At 45.5% G+C, this 15,713-nt stretch carries 28 protein-coding genes; 2 read left to right on the forward strand and 26 right to left on the reverse strand.

Translation table 11 applies throughout. From position 1 onward, the window contains the following. Nucleotides 1-13: 13 nt before the first annotated feature. The 22 genes from rpmD to A3849_RS21770 all read right to left on the reverse strand — a co-directional run bounded on the left by rpmD (nt 14) and on the right by A3849_RS21770 (nt 10,092). Nucleotides 14-199 (reverse strand): 50S ribosomal protein L30, encoded by a 186-nt coding sequence (gene rpmD, locus A3849_RS21670; protein WP_019908243.1) that lies wholly within the window; start codon nt 197-199, stop codon nt 14-16. Nucleotides 200-213: 14 nt separating this feature from the next. Beyond that, complete coding sequence (rpsE, locus tag A3849_RS21675; protein ID WP_036652980.1) at nt 214-711, reverse strand: 30S ribosomal protein S5; 498 nt, start codon at nt 709-711, stop codon at nt 214-216. 26 nt (nt 712-737) lie between these two features. Beyond that, the gene (rplR, locus tag A3849_RS21680; protein WP_074086531.1) at nt 738-1,106 is read right to left on the reverse strand and encodes a 50S ribosomal protein L18; all 369 of its coding nucleotides are present in this window, start codon (nt 1,104-1,106) and stop codon (nt 738-740) included. A gap of 84 nt (nt 1,107-1,190) precedes the next feature. Next, a complete protein-coding gene (gene rplF, locus A3849_RS21685) occupies nt 1,191-1,733 on the reverse strand; it encodes a 50S ribosomal protein L6 (RefSeq protein ID WP_074113287.1) in 543 nt (180 codons plus the stop codon). 30 nt (nt 1,734-1,763) lie between these two features. Beyond that, entirely contained in the window at nt 1,764-2,162 is a 399-nt protein-coding gene (rpsH, locus tag A3849_RS21690; RefSeq protein WP_019908239.1) for a 30S ribosomal protein S8, read from the reverse strand. 32 nt (nt 2,163-2,194) lie between these two features. Then, a complete protein-coding gene (locus A3849_RS21695; protein WP_036589425.1) occupies nt 2,195-2,380 on the reverse strand; it encodes a type Z 30S ribosomal protein S14 in 186 nt (61 codons plus the stop codon). 48 nt (nt 2,381-2,428) lie between these two features. Further along, complete coding sequence (rplE, locus tag A3849_RS21700) at nt 2,429-2,971, reverse strand: 50S ribosomal protein L5 (protein ID WP_074086530.1); 543 nt, start codon at nt 2,969-2,971, stop codon at nt 2,429-2,431. Nucleotides 2,972-3,001: 30 nt separating this feature from the next. Further along, nucleotides 3,002-3,355 carry a 50S ribosomal protein L24 gene (rplX, locus tag A3849_RS21705; RefSeq protein ID WP_019908235.1) on the reverse strand — a complete coding sequence of 118 codons (354 nt, stop codon included), beginning with the start codon at nt 3,353-3,355 and terminating at the stop codon, nt 3,002-3,004. Between the two features lie 38 nt (nt 3,356-3,393). Next, the gene (gene rplN / locus A3849_RS21710; protein WP_019908234.1) at nt 3,394-3,762 is read right to left on the reverse strand and encodes a 50S ribosomal protein L14; all 369 of its coding nucleotides are present in this window, start codon (nt 3,760-3,762) and stop codon (nt 3,394-3,396) included. 39 nt (nt 3,763-3,801) lie between these two features. Continuing rightward, on the reverse strand, nt 3,802-4,068 hold the full coding sequence (gene rpsQ, locus A3849_RS21715; protein WP_020427063.1) for a 30S ribosomal protein S17: 267 nt from the start codon (nt 4,066-4,068) through the stop codon (nt 3,802-3,804). A gap of 43 nt (nt 4,069-4,111) precedes the next feature. Next, nucleotides 4,112-4,309, reverse strand: coding sequence for a 50S ribosomal protein L29 (gene rpmC, locus A3849_RS21720; RefSeq protein ID WP_019908232.1), 198 nt, complete (start codon nt 4,307-4,309; stop codon nt 4,112-4,114). Then, nucleotides 4,299-4,733 (reverse strand): 50S ribosomal protein L16, encoded by a 435-nt coding sequence (gene rplP / locus A3849_RS21725; protein WP_039298647.1) that lies wholly within the window; start codon nt 4,731-4,733, stop codon nt 4,299-4,301. Before rplP ends, rpmC begins: the two co-directional genes overlap by 11 nt. 2 nt (nt 4,734-4,735) lie before the next feature. Next, complete coding sequence (gene rpsC, locus A3849_RS21730; protein ID WP_074086529.1) at nt 4,736-5,401, reverse strand: 30S ribosomal protein S3; 666 nt, start codon at nt 5,399-5,401, stop codon at nt 4,736-4,738. A 13-nt stretch (nt 5,402-5,414) separates the two neighbouring features. Then, on the reverse strand, nt 5,415-5,747 hold the full coding sequence (rplV, locus tag A3849_RS21735; RefSeq protein ID WP_019908228.1) for a 50S ribosomal protein L22: 333 nt from the start codon (nt 5,745-5,747) through the stop codon (nt 5,415-5,417). A 31-nt stretch (nt 5,748-5,778) separates the two neighbouring features. Continuing rightward, nucleotides 5,779-6,057 (reverse strand): 30S ribosomal protein S19, encoded by a 279-nt coding sequence (gene rpsS, locus A3849_RS21740; RefSeq protein ID WP_039298640.1) that lies wholly within the window; start codon nt 6,055-6,057, stop codon nt 5,779-5,781. Between the two features lie 76 nt (nt 6,058-6,133). Continuing rightward, nucleotides 6,134-6,964 (reverse strand): 50S ribosomal protein L2, encoded by an 831-nt coding sequence (rplB, locus tag A3849_RS21745; RefSeq protein ID WP_074113288.1) that lies wholly within the window; start codon nt 6,962-6,964, stop codon nt 6,134-6,136. Nucleotides 6,965-6,992: 28 nt separating this feature from the next. Continuing rightward, entirely contained in the window at nt 6,993-7,286 is a 294-nt protein-coding gene (gene rplW, locus A3849_RS21750) for a 50S ribosomal protein L23 (RefSeq protein ID WP_019908225.1), read from the reverse strand. Next, a complete protein-coding gene (gene rplD / locus A3849_RS21755) occupies nt 7,286-7,909 on the reverse strand; it encodes a 50S ribosomal protein L4 (protein WP_042217906.1) in 624 nt (207 codons plus the stop codon). Before rplD ends, rplW begins: the two co-directional genes overlap by 1 nt. A gap of 25 nt (nt 7,910-7,934) precedes the next feature. Then, entirely contained in the window at nt 7,935-8,558 is a 624-nt protein-coding gene (gene rplC, locus A3849_RS21760; protein WP_074113289.1) for a 50S ribosomal protein L3, read from the reverse strand. 42 nt (nt 8,559-8,600) lie between these two features. Beyond that, nucleotides 8,601-8,909: a 30S ribosomal protein S10 gene (gene rpsJ, locus A3849_RS21765; RefSeq protein ID WP_017692074.1), complete on the reverse strand. Its 309-nt coding sequence runs from the start codon at nt 8,907-8,909 to the stop codon at nt 8,601-8,603. 302 nt (nt 8,910-9,211) lie between these two features. Further along, a complete protein-coding gene (locus tag A3849_RS33055; protein ID WP_178382773.1) occupies nt 9,212-9,385 on the reverse strand; it encodes a hypothetical protein in 174 nt (57 codons plus the stop codon). After that, the gene (locus tag A3849_RS21770; protein ID WP_074113290.1) at nt 9,382-10,092 is read right to left on the reverse strand and encodes a Crp/Fnr family transcriptional regulator; all 711 of its coding nucleotides are present in this window, start codon (nt 10,090-10,092) and stop codon (nt 9,382-9,384) included. The genes A3849_RS33055 and A3849_RS21770 overlap by 4 nt, the downstream gene beginning before the upstream one ends. A 170-nt stretch (nt 10,093-10,262) precedes the next feature. Between A3849_RS21770 and A3849_RS21775 the strand changes: the two genes are divergently transcribed. Further along, the gene (locus A3849_RS21775; protein ID WP_074113291.1) at nt 10,263-10,715 is read left to right on the forward strand and encodes a V4R domain-containing protein; all 453 of its coding nucleotides are present in this window, start codon (nt 10,263-10,265) and stop codon (nt 10,713-10,715) included. Between the two features lie 35 nt (nt 10,716-10,750). Beyond that, nucleotides 10,751-11,092: a cupin domain-containing protein gene (locus A3849_RS21780; protein WP_074113292.1), complete on the forward strand. Its 342-nt coding sequence runs from the start codon at nt 10,751-10,753 to the stop codon at nt 11,090-11,092. 126 nt (nt 11,093-11,218) lie between these two features. On the opposite strand, the gene tuf is transcribed toward A3849_RS21780, so the two are convergent. The 4 genes from tuf to rpsL form a co-directional block, all read right to left on the reverse strand. Continuing rightward, nucleotides 11,219-12,409 (reverse strand): elongation factor Tu, encoded by a 1,191-nt coding sequence (tuf, locus tag A3849_RS21785; protein WP_039298612.1) that lies wholly within the window; start codon nt 12,407-12,409, stop codon nt 11,219-11,221. A 108-nt stretch (nt 12,410-12,517) separates the two neighbouring features. Continuing rightward, on the reverse strand, nt 12,518-14,596 hold the full coding sequence (fusA, locus tag A3849_RS21790; protein ID WP_074113293.1) for an elongation factor G: 2,079 nt from the start codon (nt 14,594-14,596) through the stop codon (nt 12,518-12,520). Between the two features lie 48 nt (nt 14,597-14,644). Then, nucleotides 14,645-15,115 carry a 30S ribosomal protein S7 gene (gene rpsG / locus A3849_RS21795; protein ID WP_020427074.1) on the reverse strand — a complete coding sequence of 157 codons (471 nt, stop codon included), beginning with the start codon at nt 15,113-15,115 and terminating at the stop codon, nt 14,645-14,647. A 45-nt stretch (nt 15,116-15,160) separates the two neighbouring features. Continuing rightward, on the reverse strand, nt 15,161-15,580 hold the full coding sequence (rpsL, locus tag A3849_RS21800) for a 30S ribosomal protein S12 (RefSeq protein ID WP_020427075.1): 420 nt from the start codon (nt 15,578-15,580) through the stop codon (nt 15,161-15,163). Nucleotides 15,581-15,713 lie beyond the last annotated feature (133 nt).

Raw genomic sequence — 15,713 nt, forward strand, 5'->3', positions numbered from 1 at the left:
TTATGAGAGGCGTTTAGCCTTCAATTTCAGTAACGGATAACAAGTGGCTCACTTTATTGATCATTCCGCGAATCGCAGGAGTGTCATTATGGACCACGGACGAGTTGGTTTTACGCAGGCCGAGCGTCTTAACAGTAACACGTTGTGTTTCTGGACGTCCGATTACGCTGCGTACGAGGGTGATTTGCAATTTTGCCATTGACGTTCCCCTCCTTAACCGCGCAATTCTTCGACAGATTTGCCGCGAAGTTTCGCGACCTCTTCAATGCGCTTCAGACGGGAAAGTCCCTCCAAAGTTGCATTGACCATGTTCATGGAATTCGAAGAACCCAAAGATTTTGTCAAGATGTCGCCAACGCCTGCCAATTCCAATACCGCACGAACAGGACCACCGGCAATAACGCCAGTACCTTCTGATGCTGGTTTCAGCAGCACACGTCCTGCGCCGAAATGTCCAGTAACCAGATGGGGAATCGAAGTTCCTACGATTGGAATGTGAATCAGGTTTTTCTTGGCGTCTTCAATGCCTTTACGGATGGCATCCGGAACTTCGCCGGCTTTACCGATACCAGCACCGACGTAGCCGTTGCCGTCGCCCACAACAACAAGTGCGCTAAAGCTGAAACGGCGTCCGCCTTTTACAACTTTTGCAACACGGTTAATGTGTACAACTCTTTCTGTCAGTTCTAAACTGTTCGGATCTACACGCAAGTCGTTAACCTCCTTTTAGAAATATTCTAGAATTCAAGACCAGCTTCGCGAGCTGCGTTAGCCAAAGCTTGAATCCGTCCATGGTACAAGTATCCTCCGCGGTCAAATACAACCACAGCATATCCTTTTTCTTTGGCACGCTCAGCGATCAATTGACCAACTTTGCTCGCAGCTTCAACGCTGCCGCCATTTCCGATGTTAGCGCTCAGATCTTTATCGAGTGTCGAGGCAGATACGATAGTAACGCCTGACACGTCATCGATCAGTTGAGCGTAGATGTGTTTCGACGAACGGAACACATTCAAACGTGGACGCTCAGCAGTCCCCTGAATTTTCTTACGAACACGCAGGTGTCTTTTGAGACGAGCCTTGTTTTTATCCTCTTTTGTAATCATGACTTCCCTTTCACTCCCTTCAGTTTGCCGTAAACAGCTTCACTTTAAGATGCACGGGGTATCTTACAATTAAGATCAAACCGGTTATTTCTTTTTACCGGCTTTACCTTCCTTGCGGATGATACGCTCGCCTTCATATTTGATACCTTTACCTTTGTACGGTTCAGGTTCGCGTACGGAACGGATTTTGGCAGCATAAGCGCCAACGCGTTCTTTATCGATGCCCTTAACGATGATCTTCGTGTTCGCAGGAACTTCGAACTCGATACCCGCTTCCGGTGAGATTTCAACCGGGTGGGAGTAACCAACGTTCAGTACGATTTTATCTCCGGATTTGCTTGCACGATATCCGACCCCAACCAGCTCCAGAGATTTCGAGAAACCTTCAGTCACACCACTAACCATGTTGTTGACAACGGAGCGGGTTGTGCCGTGAAGTGAACGATGCAATTTGTTGTCCGACGGGCGAACAACGGTGATTTCGTTATTTTCAACTGTAACCTTCATGTCTTTATGAAGCTCACGAGTCAAAGTGCCTTTAGGACCTTTTACTGTAATAACGGTGTTGTCCAAAGTGACATCTACACCGCTAGGTACTGCGATTGGTTTGCGACCAATACGAGACATGTGTTGCACCTCCTTATCTTGTGACGTTTATTACCAAATGTAGCAGACAACTTCTCCGCCCGATTTAGATTGACGAGCTTCTTTGTCGGTCATAACTCCCTTAGATGTGGAGATAATCGCGATTCCAAGGCCGCCGAGTACACGAGGCACTTCATTGCTCTTCGTGTAAACGCGAAGGCCTGGTTTACTGATTCTTTTTAGACCGGAGATAACGCGCTCCTGGTTCGGGCCGTATTTCAAGAAGATACGGATAATCCCTTGTTTGCTGTCTTCAACGAATTCAGCGTCACGGATGAAACCTTCACGCTTCAGAATGTCCGCAATTTGTTTTTTCATTGTCGAAGCAGGCATTTCTACTGTCTCGTGACGCACAGTGTTGGCGTTACGAATACGAGTAAGCATATCTGCGATAGGATCAGACATAGTCATGTGTGTAAACCTCCTTCCCGTTTATAAACTTCTTACCAACTTGCTTTTTTCACGCCAGGAATCTGGCCTTTATAAGCTAACTCACGGAAACAAATTCTGCAAATTTTGAACTTTTGCAGTACCGAATGTGGACGACCGCAACGCTCGCAACGTGTGTATGCACGTACTTTGAACTTGGGCTCGCGTTGTTGTTTAACTTTCATTGAAGTTTTTGCCACTTAGCCTGACACCTCCTAAACATTTTCGGAGAAATGGATGAAACGTCCTTATTTTGTGAAAGGCATTCCCAGCTGAGTCAGAAGCTCACGGGATTCCTCATCCGTCTTAGCAGTCGTTACAATAACGATGTCCATACCGCGTGCTTTATCTACTTTATCATATTCGATTTCGGGGAAAATCAATTGGTCCTTAAGACCAAGTGTATAGTTACCGCGACCGTCAAATGATTTAGTCGAAACCCCACGGAAGTCACGTACGCGTGGAAGTGTTACGTTAAGCAATTTGTCCAGGAAGTAATACATGCGATCTCCGCGCAGTGTTACTTTAACCCCGATCGGCATGTTTTCGCGCAGTTTGAAACCGGCGATAGATTTCTTTGCTTTGGTGATTACCGGTTTTTGACCAGCGATCAGTTGCATATCGTTAACTGCAGCATCAAGTACTTTGGAGTTTTGAACAGCGTCACCCACACCCATGTTGATGACGATCTTCTCGATCTTAGGCACTTGCATTACAGTCGTATAGTTGAACTTCTGCATCAAAGCAGGTGTAATTTCATTTAGAAAACGTTCTTTCATTCTTGCCGCCATGAAGATTTACCTCCTTTCTTTAGGACTGTATTAGTCGATAATCTCTCCGGATCTTTTAGCTACCCGAACCTTCTTACCGTTATCGAGCACTTTGTAACCAATACGGGTAACTTTACCGCTCTTCGGATCAATGTGCATTACGTTGGACACATGAATCGAAGCTTCTTGCTCAATGATTCCACCTTGTGGATTCAACTGGTTCGGCTTCTGGTGTTTTTTCACCATGTTTACGCCTTCTACCAGAACGCGGTTTTCACGAGGATAAGCAGCGATGACACGGCCTTTTTTACCTTTGTCTTTCCCGCTAATCACAAGTACCACATCATCTTTTTTCACGTGCAGTTTATTGTTATGGGATTCCAGAACTTTTTTCACTCTAGGCATTTATTACACCTCCTATGACACTTTTTGGGACATTTCCTTTAGATTACTTCCGGTGCCAAGGAAACGATCTTCATGTAGTCTTTATCGCGAAGTTCGCGAGCAACTGGTCCGAAGATACGTGTTCCGCGCGGGCTTCTGTCGTCTTTTACAACAACAGCTGCATTTTCGTCGAATGCGATGTAAGATCCATCTTTACGGCGAACGGAACGTTTGGTACGTACAACTACCGCTTTAACAACATCACCCTTTTTGACAACGCCGCCTGGTGTTGCTTGTTTAACGGAACAAACGATCAAATCACCGATTGCTGCTGTACGGCGTCCAGTACCACCCAGTACGCGGATACACATCAGTTCCTTCGCACCAGAGTTATCAGCCACATGCAAACGTGTAAATGGTTGAATCATTATTAATTTCCTCCTTCCGATCAAGCTTCATAGGTCGTCTTAAATGATAACCGCTGCTTCTACCACTTCAACAAGTCTCCAGCGTTTGTCCTTAGACAACGGACGAGTTTCCATGACTTTCACGATATCACCGATTTTTGCAACATTCTCTTCATCATGTGCCTTGAATTTCTTCGTGGACTTGATGCGTTTGTGATACAGATTGTGCTTTTTATAGGTTTCAACAGCAATTACGATGGTTTTATCCATTTTGTCGCTGACTACTTTACCGATCAGCACTTTACGTGCATTACGTTCTTCGCTCATAGTTAGCCTCCTTCCTGATTACGGATTAAGCATCCGCCGTCACTTAACTGATCCCAAGTACTCTTTGATGGATAACGGTTTTAGCACGAGCTATTTCCTTGCGCACGTCACGAATCCGAGTCGGGTTATCCAGTTGGCCAGTTGCCAATTGAAAACGGAGATTGAAGAGTTCCTCTTTGAAACCGGCGATCTTCTGTTCAATCTCGGCAGTGGTTAAGTTGCGAAGTTCATTAGCTTTCATTTGCTTCACCACCCAATTCTTCACGTTTCACAAACTTAGTCTTTACAGGCAGCTTGTGAGCGGCAAGACGCATCGCTTCACGAGCGATTTCTTCCGACACGCCTCCGAGTTCGAACATAATCTTGCCCGGTTTAACTACGGCTACCCATTTCTCAACATTACCTTTACCACTACCCATACGAACCTCGAGAGGCTTCTGAGTAATAGGCTTATCTGGGAAAATCTTAATCCAAACCTGACCACCACGTTTGATATAACGAGTCATTGCAATACGGGCAGCTTCGATCTGACGGTTAGTGATCCAAGATGGTTCCAAAGCTTGCAGGCCATATTCGCCGAAGTTCAGCTCAGTACCGCCTTTTGCCATACCCTTCATGTGACCGCGTTGTTGCTTACGGTGTTTTACGCGTTTTGGTACCAACATGATTAGTTGCCTCCTTCCTGAGCAGCTTGTTTCTTAGCTGGGGGAAGAACTTCTCCACGGTAGATCCATACTTTCACGCCGATACGGCCGTAAGTTGTATGTGCTTCAGCCGTTCCGTAGTCGATATCGGCACGAAGCGTATGAAGTGGAACTGTTCCTTCGCTATAACCTTCTGAACGGGCAATCTCAGCGCCGCCAAGACGTCCGCCTACTTGAGTTTTAATTCCCTTTGCGCCGGAACGCATAGTTCTTTGAATTGCTTGTTTCAGTGCACGACGGAACGATACGCGACGTTCCAATTGTTGTGCAATGCTCTCAGCAACCAGAATTGCATCCAGTTCAGGGTGTTTGATTTCATTGATGTTGATGTGCACTTTTTTGCCACCAGCGATAGCTGTAACTGCACTGCGAAGTACTTCTACTTCTGCTCCGCCTTTACCAATTACCATACCTGGTTTAGCAGTGTGAATTGTAACGTTCACTCGGCTTGCCGCTCTTTCAATCTCGATGCGGGAAACAGAGGAATCCTTCAACTTGCCTTTAAGGTATTCCCGGATTTTGACGTCTTCCATTAAAAGAGTACCGAAATCTTTGCCTGCATACCATTTAGATTCCCAATCGCGAATAATACCGATTCGGAGTCCGACTGGATTTACCTTTTGACCCACGTGTTATCCCTCCTTATTTCTCAGATACCACCAAAGTAATGTGGCTGGTACGTTTATTGATCCGGCTTGCGCGGCCCATGGCGCGCGGACGGAAACGTTTCATAGTAGGACCCTGGTTAACGAAAACTTCGCTAACGAACAAACTGTTCACGTCCATTGAGTAGTTGTGCTCAGCATTGGCGATCGCCGAGTTAAGCAATTTCTCAACTACCGGAGAAGCGGATTTTGGAGTGTGGCGAAGAATTGCAATTGCTTCCCCCACTTGCTTGCCGCGAATCAAGTCAACAACCAGTTTCGCTTTGCGAGCGGAAATCCGCACCGATCTAGCATGTGCTTTTGCTTCCATTGTTTTCCCTCCTCTCAAACGAAGACGTTAATTATCTTCTGGTTTTCTTATCGTCACCCGCGTGGCCTTTGTAAGTACGTGTTGGCGCGAACTCGCCCAACTTGTGACCTACCATATCTTCTGTTACGTATACAGGCACGTGTTTGCGGCCGTCATATACACCAAACGTATGTCCGATAAACTGAGGGAAAATGGTTGAGCGACGGGACCAAGTTTTAACTACAACTTTTTTATCAGCCTCGTTCAAATCCTCAACTTTTTTCAGCAGGTAGCCATCAATAAATGGCCCCTTCTTTAAACTGCGACCCATGTGTGAATCCTCCCTTCATCCGGTTCTTCAAACCGCGAATCGACGCTTCGCGTTAAGCTAACTTATCAGAAGCGTCTTATTTTGTGCGGCGGCGAACGATATATTTATCAGATGCCTTGTTTTTCTTACGCGTTTTGTAGCCGAGGGTTGGTTTGCCCCAAGGAGACATTGGCGATTTACGTCCGATAGGAGCACGGCCTTCACCACCACCGTGTGGGTGATCGTTCGGGTTCATTACAACACCGCGTACTTCTGGACGTTGGCCAAGCCAGCGACTGCGTCCGGCTTTACCGATTTTGATCAATTCGTGATCTTCGTTACCCACGGAACCAATAGTCGCGCGGCATACGCTGAGGATTCTGCGTACTTCACCGGAGTTCAAACGAACGGATACGTATTTTTCTTCCTTACCCAGCAGCTGAGCTTCAGTACCAGCAGCACGAACCAATTGTCCGCCTTTGCCTGGTTTCAACTCAATGTTGTGGATAACTGTACCTACAGGAATATTCTCCAGAGGAAGGCTGTTACCAACTTTGATGTCGGCTGTAGGGCCGGACTCAACTTTATCCCCAACTTTTAGACCTTTAGGAGCGATAATGTAACGTTTCTCTCCATCTGCATAGTGGATCAAAGCAATGTTGGAAGTACGGTTCGGGTCATACTCGATCGTAGCAACGCTACCTGGTATGCCGTCTTTAGTCCGTTTGAAATCGATGATACGATATTTACGTTTGTGTCCGCCGCCATGGTGACGAACCGTAATTTTACCTTGGTTGTTACGTCCCGCTTTTTTGCTCAGCGGCGCAAGCAACGATTTCTCTGGCTGGTTTGTTGTGATTTCTTCAAACGTAGACACGGACATGCCGCGTCTTGCCGGAGAGGTCGGTTTGTACTTTTTGATTGGCACTATAGTTCCCTCCTTACTTCACAGAGTTTTATTCTACCGCTTCAAAGAATTCCAGCGGTTTGCTGTCCGGGCTAAGTTTAACGATGGCTTTTTTCCACTCTGGAGTGTAACCAGAATATTTACCATAACGTTTCAATTTACCAGGTACGCGCATTGTGTTCACACTAACTACTTTCACTTTAAAAATAGCCTCGACAGCTTTTTTGATTTCGGTCTTGTTAGCACGGATATCCACTTCAAAAGCGTATTTCAATTCGCTCATGTATTCGGATGTGCGTTCCGTAATCACCGGACGTTTGATAATATCACGAGGATCTTTCATTACGCGAACACCTCCTCTACCTTCAGAACTGCTTCTTTAGTGATGATCAGTTTGTCGTACGTCAGTACGTCAAGAACATTGATGCCGTCAGCCGCTACGAATTTCACCCCAGGGATGTTACGAGCGGAAAGTGCTACATTGTCGTCATAGCTAGGAGCTACGATCAATGCTTTAGTGCCAACCTTCAGGTTGTTCAGAATAGCTGCGAATTCTTTCGTTTTCGGAGCATTCATTGTCAAACTATCCAATACGATGATGTCATTCTCGAGTACTTTCGAGGACAACGCGGATTTGATGGCCAAACGACGAACCTTCTTAGGCAGTTTCCAGGAATAGCTGCGTGGTGTTGGTCCGAAGACTACGCCGCCGCCTTTCCATTGTGGAGAACGAATGGAGCCTTGACGAGCACGACCTGTACCTTTTTGTTTCCAAGGCTTACGTCCGCCGCCACGCACTTCAGAACGTCCTTTTACTTTGTGTGTACCACGACGAAGGGAAGCTCTTTGCATAAGTGCAGCTTCGTGCAGGACATGCACGTTCGGTTCAATACCGAATACTGAATCACTCAGTTCAACTTCGCCAACTTCGTTACCACTGATATTAAAAAGTGTTACTTTTGGCATTTCATGTTCCTCCTTTCTTAGGTAATTATTTCTTAACGGTTTCTTTAACTTTCACGAAGCTGTTCTTAGGACCTGGGATAGCGCCTTTAACCAGCAATACGTTACGTTCAACATCAACCTTGATGATTTCAAGCTTCTGAACCGTTACGGTCGTGTGACCCATGTGTCCTGGAAGGCGTTTGCCCTTAGGAACGCGGTTAGCTTGAATGGAACCCATGGAACCCGGTCTTCTGTGATAACGCGATCCGTGAGCCATTGGTCCGCGGCTTTGTCCCCAACGTTTGATGTTACCTTGGAAACCTTTACCCTTGCTAGTGCCAGTTACGTCAACAAATTCGCCTTCAGCGAAGATATCAGCCTTCAGCTCTTGTCCAACCTCGAGTGCCCCGAGGTCAACACCGCGAATTTCACGAACGTAGCGCTTAGGTGTTGCATTTGCCTTTTTGGCGTGACCTTGTTCAGGCTTGTTGGAGCGACTTTCTTTCTTATCAGAAAAGCCCAACTGCACTGCTTCATATCCGTCGATATTCAGGTCTTTCTTTTGCAGTACTACACAAGGGCCAGCTTCGATAACCGATACAGCAATCACGTTACCTTCTGGAGTAAACACTTGAGTCATACCGAGTTTTTTTCCTAAGATACCTTTCAATGTTGACACCTCTTTTCTTTTCCTAGTTGCTTAATAGTAGAATTACAATTTGATTTCGATATCTACACCGGACGGTAGATCCAAGCGCATCAAGGCATCCACAGTTTGTGGTGTAGGATTCACAATATCGATCAAACGTTTGTGAGTCCGTTGTTCAAACTGTTCACGGGAATCCTTGTACTTGTGTACCGCACGGAGAATAGTAATGATTTGCTTCTCAGTTGGCAGCGGGATCGGCCCGGATACACCAGCACCCGAACGTTTTGCTGTTTCAACGATTTTCTCTGCGGATTGATCAAGAATTCTGTGGTCGTATGCTTTCAAGCGAATACGAATTTTTTGCTTTGCCATTTTAGTCCCTCCTTCTATCGCCCAATTTATTATCGGACATACTCCGTGAAAATTTTCTGACGTCGACCTCATGGCAAAGGGGCCGGGTGTGTCAGTAACCTCTCACATCATCGCAACGTCTCAGAACAACATTTATTATTATATATAATAGACGATAACATTGCAAGTGAAAATCAGAAATAGCTCATATTTTTTTCAAACACTCTTTTCTTACTATAATAAATATCTAACCTCCTGGACTCCTTCTCATTAATTAACTTTATCTGATCTGGAAAGCTACTCAAGTATACATGTCCTTCATGTCATTCCCTGAGACTCTGGAGCGTACGCAACAGTACAATGGACAGGTTAATGTCCACATCATCACTACACTCCAACAGCCGCTCCACAACCGCATTAGTATCGATGCTCAGAGCTAGGAGCCCAACACTGGATTGGTATTTTAGCAATTTGGGTTCGGTCTGAATAACTTTCATTTATATCCCCCGATCCGTAAAAGTGAATCCATATCAATGATCTCCACTCTTCTGTTTCGTAAGGTAATTATATTAACGCCTATTAATTTTCGCAGTTTTCTGCTTAATGTTTCCGCAGTTGTTCCAATCATAGCTGCGATTTCTTTTTTTGCTGAGGGTAAATGTATGACTTGACTCTGGACTGTGTTGACTTCCCCCGATTTATTTCCATGTGCAAGCTTTACTAGAAGTCTCGCAAGCCTTTTCTCTACCTCAAACATATGCATCACTCCTGCCGTCTCTTCCGCCTGCTGTAACTGCTCACTCATTGACATAAGAAAACTGAATGCCAGCGAAGCGTTCTGTTCTAACAGGGGCAGAAAATCCTTGCGCCGCATCCGACATATACTCCCACTCTCAACAATTTCTGCAGTGAAATTATTCTGTTTATGATGCAGTAAAGCAAACTGTCCGAAATAATCTCCCGGGAAAAGATATCGCACTACATGCTGTTTTCCTTCTGCATTACATTGAGTTAATTTGATCAGGCCGCTTTTAACCACGAACAATGCATCTGATTCCTCACCTTCTCTGAATACCTGGTACCCCTTATTGTAGTAATTGGATTCGATTATGGATTGAATTACAGATAATTCTCCATCTGAAAGAGCTTGAAATACTGGCACTCCCCGGACACAGGAAAGCGATTCACAAATATCACATTTCATTGTTCACACATCCTATTCCTTCACTTTCTCTCAACATATCAAGAATGCTAAGGGAACCGAGTGACCACCCGCACAAATTTCAAAAAACTTGATTCAGATCAAGGAATATTCTCTTCTCTTCCTTCAGAATAAGAGTATAGAGAGAGAACAATAAGAAGGAGATGAAATGAATGAAGCTTCAATACACCTTCGATGATATGAAAAAGGTGGATCGATCACAGCTGGGGAATATGGTTCCCCTGGAGCTGTTTCGAACGATTCGTCTCATTGGCTTAAATCAAGGCTTACCGCTCGGCGGTAAAGGAACCACACTAACTATAGGAAGGAAGATTGGCGAGAGCCTGCCTGCTACCTCTATAGAGGAACTGATTCTGCTATTCGAAGATCTTAAGATTGGAATCCCCCGAATAGTTCATTCAGATGAACACAAAATAAACATTGCAGTCGAGGATTGCTTTTGCAAAGGTCTGCCCACCCTTGCGGAGGAGAAAATGATTTGCGATTTGGAAGGAGCTATTCTGGAGGGAGCTCTCTCTAAAATACTAGGAAGAAAAATTTCAGTAAAAGAGATCAAATGTAATGCAACTGGCCATGAGCACTGTGAATATAAGGTTAAACTGTAGTAAAACAAATCAAATAATTGAAAGCAGGGAATACCATGGAGAAAAAAATCATAGCAGATGCAATTCAATATCAGGAAGAACGTTTTACAAAGAGAATTCTTTTTCAAAAAGGGGATAGCTTAGTCTTCGTGCTTAATTTCATGCCAGGTCAGCAGTTACCTGTCCATAAGCACCCGGGATCTGAAGTATATATCCTAGCAATAAAAGGAGAAGGGACCATTCAAGTGAATGACGTTGACAATCCTTTTGCTGAAGGAGAGATTCTGCATATTGCAGGTGATGAATCATTTGCCTATAAAAACAATAGTGACCAGCCCGCAAGTCTGCACGTAGTATTAAGTAAAACTCCTAGTTCAATGTACTCTAAGGAGATATAACAGATCGTTCCGGCTCTACTTTCAATCAATTTGGGGGTAGAGTTTTTTTGCGCAAAAAACAGGGACTCTTCGTTAGAAGAATCCCTGCTCTTGTAGTTCAGTTCTATCCTTACGGATAGAGCTGAATTATTTTTGGATGGAAGCTACGGAACCGGCACCAACTGTACGTCCGCCTTCGCGAATGGAGAATTTAGTACCTTCTTCAATAGCGATTGGGGAGATCAGGGAAACAGTTACAGTGATGTTGTCACCAGGCATAACCATTTCAGTACCTTCTGGCAGGTTGATGATACCAGTTACGTCAGTTGTACGGAAGTAGAACTGTGGACGGTAACCAGTAAAGAATGGTTTGTGACGTCCGCCTTCTTCTTTTGTCAGAACGTAGATCTGAGCAGTGAACTCAGTGTGTGGGTTAACGGAGTTCGGCTTAGCCAATACTTGGCCACGCTCGATCATGTTACGGTCTACACCACGCAGCAATGCGCCGATGTTGTCGCCCGCTTGAGCGGAATCGAGCAATTTACGGAACATTTCAACGCCTGTAACAACGGATTTTTTCTTTTCTTCGTGAATACCAACGATTTCGATTTCTTCTCCGACTTTAACTGTTCCGCGTTCTACGCGACCAGTTGCCACAGTACCGCGGCCAGTGATGGAGAATACATCTTCGACAGGCATCAAGAAAGGCTTGTCAGTCTGACGTTCTGGAAGCGGGATGTACGTGTCGATCGTTTCGAACATTTCAACGATCTTCTGTGCATATTCGCCTTCAGGGTTCTGCAGAGCTTCACGAGCAGATCCACGGATGATTGGAGTATCATCACCTGGGAAGTCGTATTCGCTCAGCAAGTCGCGAACTTCCATTTCAACCAGTTCAAGCAACTCTTCGTCTTCAACCATGTCGCATTTGTTCAAGAACACGACGATGTAAGGAACACCTACTTGACGGGACAACAGGATGTGTTCACGAGTCTGTGGCATAGGGCCGTCAGCTGCGGATACAACCAGGATTGCTCCGTCCATTTGCGCTGCGCCAGTGATCATGTTTTTAACATAGTCGGCGTGTCCAGGGCAGTCTACGTGTGCGTAGTGACGGTTAGGAGTTTCATATTCAACGTGAGCTGTGGAAATAGTGATACCACGTTCGCGTTCTTCAGGAGCTTTGTCGATTTGGTCGAATGCTACAGCAGCGCCACCGTATTTTTTGGACAATACAGTAGTGATTGCAGCAGTCAGAGTCGTTTTACCATGGTCGACGTGACCAATGGTACCGATGTTAACGTGTGGTTTGTTACGTTCAAACTTTGCCTTTGCCATTTGAACAGTTCCTCCTTAATGTGGGGTTCCTTATATTTGAGCCGCCCGCTAACATGTAATTCTAGATGACTGAGTGTTGGTATCCGGACGGCAAGTTAAAAATGGAGATTATTCTCCGCCTTTGTTCTTGGATACGATTTCTTCTGCAATGGATTTAGGAACTTCTTCATAGTGAGAAAGCTCCATTGAGAATACACCGCGTCCTTGAGTACCAGAACGGAGAGTCGTGGAATATCCGAACATTTCGGAAAGAGGTACCTTTGCACGGATAATTTGCGCTCCACCACGGGAATCCATACCTTCGATTCTACCGCGACGGGAGTTCAGCATACCCATAACATCGCCCATGTATTCCTCAGGGACAGTTACTTCCACTTTCATGATTGGCTCAAGCAGTACAGGTTTGCACTTTTCTTTAGCCGCTTTGAGTGCCATCGAGCCAGCAATTTTAAATGCCATTTCGTTGGAGTCAACATCATGATAAGAACCATCTACGATGGTTGCCTTAACGTCTACAAGCGGGAAGCCTGCAAGAACGCCGTTTTTCATTTGTTCTTCAATACCGGCAAGTGCAGGAGCGATGTATTCTCTAGGTACAGAACCACCGACAACTTTACTTTCGAATTTGCTGCCTGTACCTGGCTCGAGGGGTTCAAACTCAACCCATACGTGACCGTACTGACCGCGACCGCCGGACTGGCGAACGAATTTACCTTCAACGCGTGCTGGTGCTTTGAATGTTTCGCGGTAAGCAACCTGTGGTTTACCCACGTTGGTTTCTACTTTGAATTCGCGGCGCATACGGTCGATGATAATATCAAGGTGAAGCTCACCCATACCTGCCAGAATGGTTTGGCCTGTTTCTTCATCAGTATGTGCACGAAGAGTTGGATCCTCTTCAGTCAACTTACCGAGAGCAACGCCCAACTTGTCCTGGTCAGCTTTGGTTTTTGGTTCAACTGCGATTTCGATAACCGGATCAGGGAAGTTCATTGACTCCAGAATTACCGGATGTTTCTCATCACAGAGGGTATCGCCTGTACTTGTGTCTTTCAGACCAACAGCTGCCGCGATATCACCGGAATAAACGATGGAAATCTCTTGGCGGCTGTTCGCATGCATTTGCAAGATACGGCCGATACGCTCACGTTTGTTCTTAGTAGCGTTAACTACATAAGAGCCAGATTCCAGTACACCAGAGTATACACGGAAGAACGTGAGTTTACCAACATAAGGGTCTGTCATAATTTTAAATGCCAGCGCTGAGAATGGTTCTTCATCCGAAGAGTGGCGAACTGCTTCAGTTCCGTCATCCAGATGACCTTGAATAGCAGGTACATCCAGAGGAGATGGCAAGTAATCTACAACAGCGTCCATCATCAGCTGAACACCTTTGTTACGGTAGGAGGATCCGACAATTACAGGGAAGATCTTAACGTCACATACGCCTTTGCGCAGTGCAGCTTTGATTTCATCAACTGTGATTTCTTCGCCTTCCAGGTACTTCATAGTCAGATCTTCGTCAAGTTCTGCTACCTTCTCGATTAACTCAAGACGCAGAGTCTCAACTTGTTCCAAATAATCAGCAGGAATTTCTGTGATTTCGATATTTTGACCAAGGTCATCTTTGAAGATGTGAGCTTTTTGCTCAACCAGGTCAATAATACCAACGAAGTCGTTTTCGGCACCAATTGGCAGTTGAATTGCAACTGCGTTGGCTTGCAAACGATCACGCATGCTTTCTACGACGTTAAGGAAGTCCGCGCCAATGATATCCATTTTGTTAACATATGCGATACGGGGAACACCATAACGGTCAGCCTGTCTCCATACAGTTTCAGACTGAGGTTCAACGCCCTCTTTCGCACTGAAAACGCCTACTGCCCCATCCAATACACGAAGGGAACGTTCAACTTCAACAGTGAAGTCAACGTGTCCCGGAGTATCAATGATATTGATGCGGTGACCTTTCCATGCAGCAGTTGTAGCGGCGGAAGTAATAGTGATTCCGCGCTCCTGTTCCTGTTCCATCCAGTCCATTGTTGCAGCACCTTCGTGAACTTCACCGATTTTGTGCGTACGGCCTGTATAGAATAGAATCCGCTCAGTGGTAGTAGTCTTACCAGCATCAATATGTGCCATGATCCCGATATTACGTGTATTTTTCAAGGAGAACTCTCTTGCCATGAAATGGGTCTCCCTTCAAAAAATAAGTTATTTGAACGGCTTTAGATCCTACCAGCGGTAGTGAGCAAACGCTTTGTTCGCTTCAGCCATTTTGTGCGTATCTTCGCGTTTCTTAACTGAAGCGCCTGTGTTGTTGGAAGCATCGATGATCTCAGCCGCCAAACGCTCTTCCATAGTCTTCTCGCCGCGGTTGCGTGAGTAGTTCACGAGCCAACGTAATCCCAGAGCAGTACGTCTCTCAGGTTTAACCTCGATAGGCACTTGGTAGTTAGCACCGCCGACACGACGAGCTTTTACTTCCAATACCGGCATGATATTCTTGATGGCTGCTTCGAAAACTTCCATCGGTTCTTTGCCCGTACGTTCTTGGATCAATTTAAACGAATTGTACAGAATGCTTTGAGCGACACCTCTTTTACCACCCAGCATAATACGGTTGATCAAACGAGTAACCAACTTGCTATTATACAATGGATCTGGCAATACATCTCTCTTAGTAACTGGACCTTTGCGTGGCATGGATATCCCCCTTTCTTAAATGTTTATTATTCAGATATTACAATCTTATTTCTTAGCTTTAGGTCGTTTCGCACCATACTTGGAGCGAGCTTGCATCCGGTTAGCTACGCCTGCAGTATCCAGAGCGCCACGTACGATGTGGTAACGAACTCCTGCAAGGTCCTTAACTTTACCTCCGCGCAGCAATACTACGCTGTGCTCTTGAAGGTTATGTCCGATCCCCGGAATGTAAGCAGTCACCTCAAGACGGTTCGTCAAACGAACACGGGCATACTTACGAAGTGCGGAGTTTGGTTTACGTGGTGTCATTGTGCCTACACGAGTGCATACACCGCGTTTTTGCGGAGCGCTCAAGTTTGTAGCCTCACGCTTCAGGGCGTTAAACCCTTTTTGCAGAGCGGGAGATTTGGACTTTTCGATTTTGGCTTGACGGCCTTTACGAACCAGTTGATTAATAGTTGGCATGTTGTGCCACCCCCTTCCTGAAATGATAATCCATTTACGAACATTAAGTCCACAGACCCAGGCGGTTCATAAAAAGACAAATGAAAAGTCTTTGCTGCCAGAGTGTACCCCCGGTACAAAAACAATTTCCTTG

Origin of the sequence: Paenibacillus sp. P46E, assembly GCF_001909095.1 — a bacterium.
Taxonomy (GTDB): Bacteria; Bacillota; Bacilli; order Paenibacillales; family Paenibacillaceae; genus Paenibacillus_AQ; species Paenibacillus_AQ helianthi.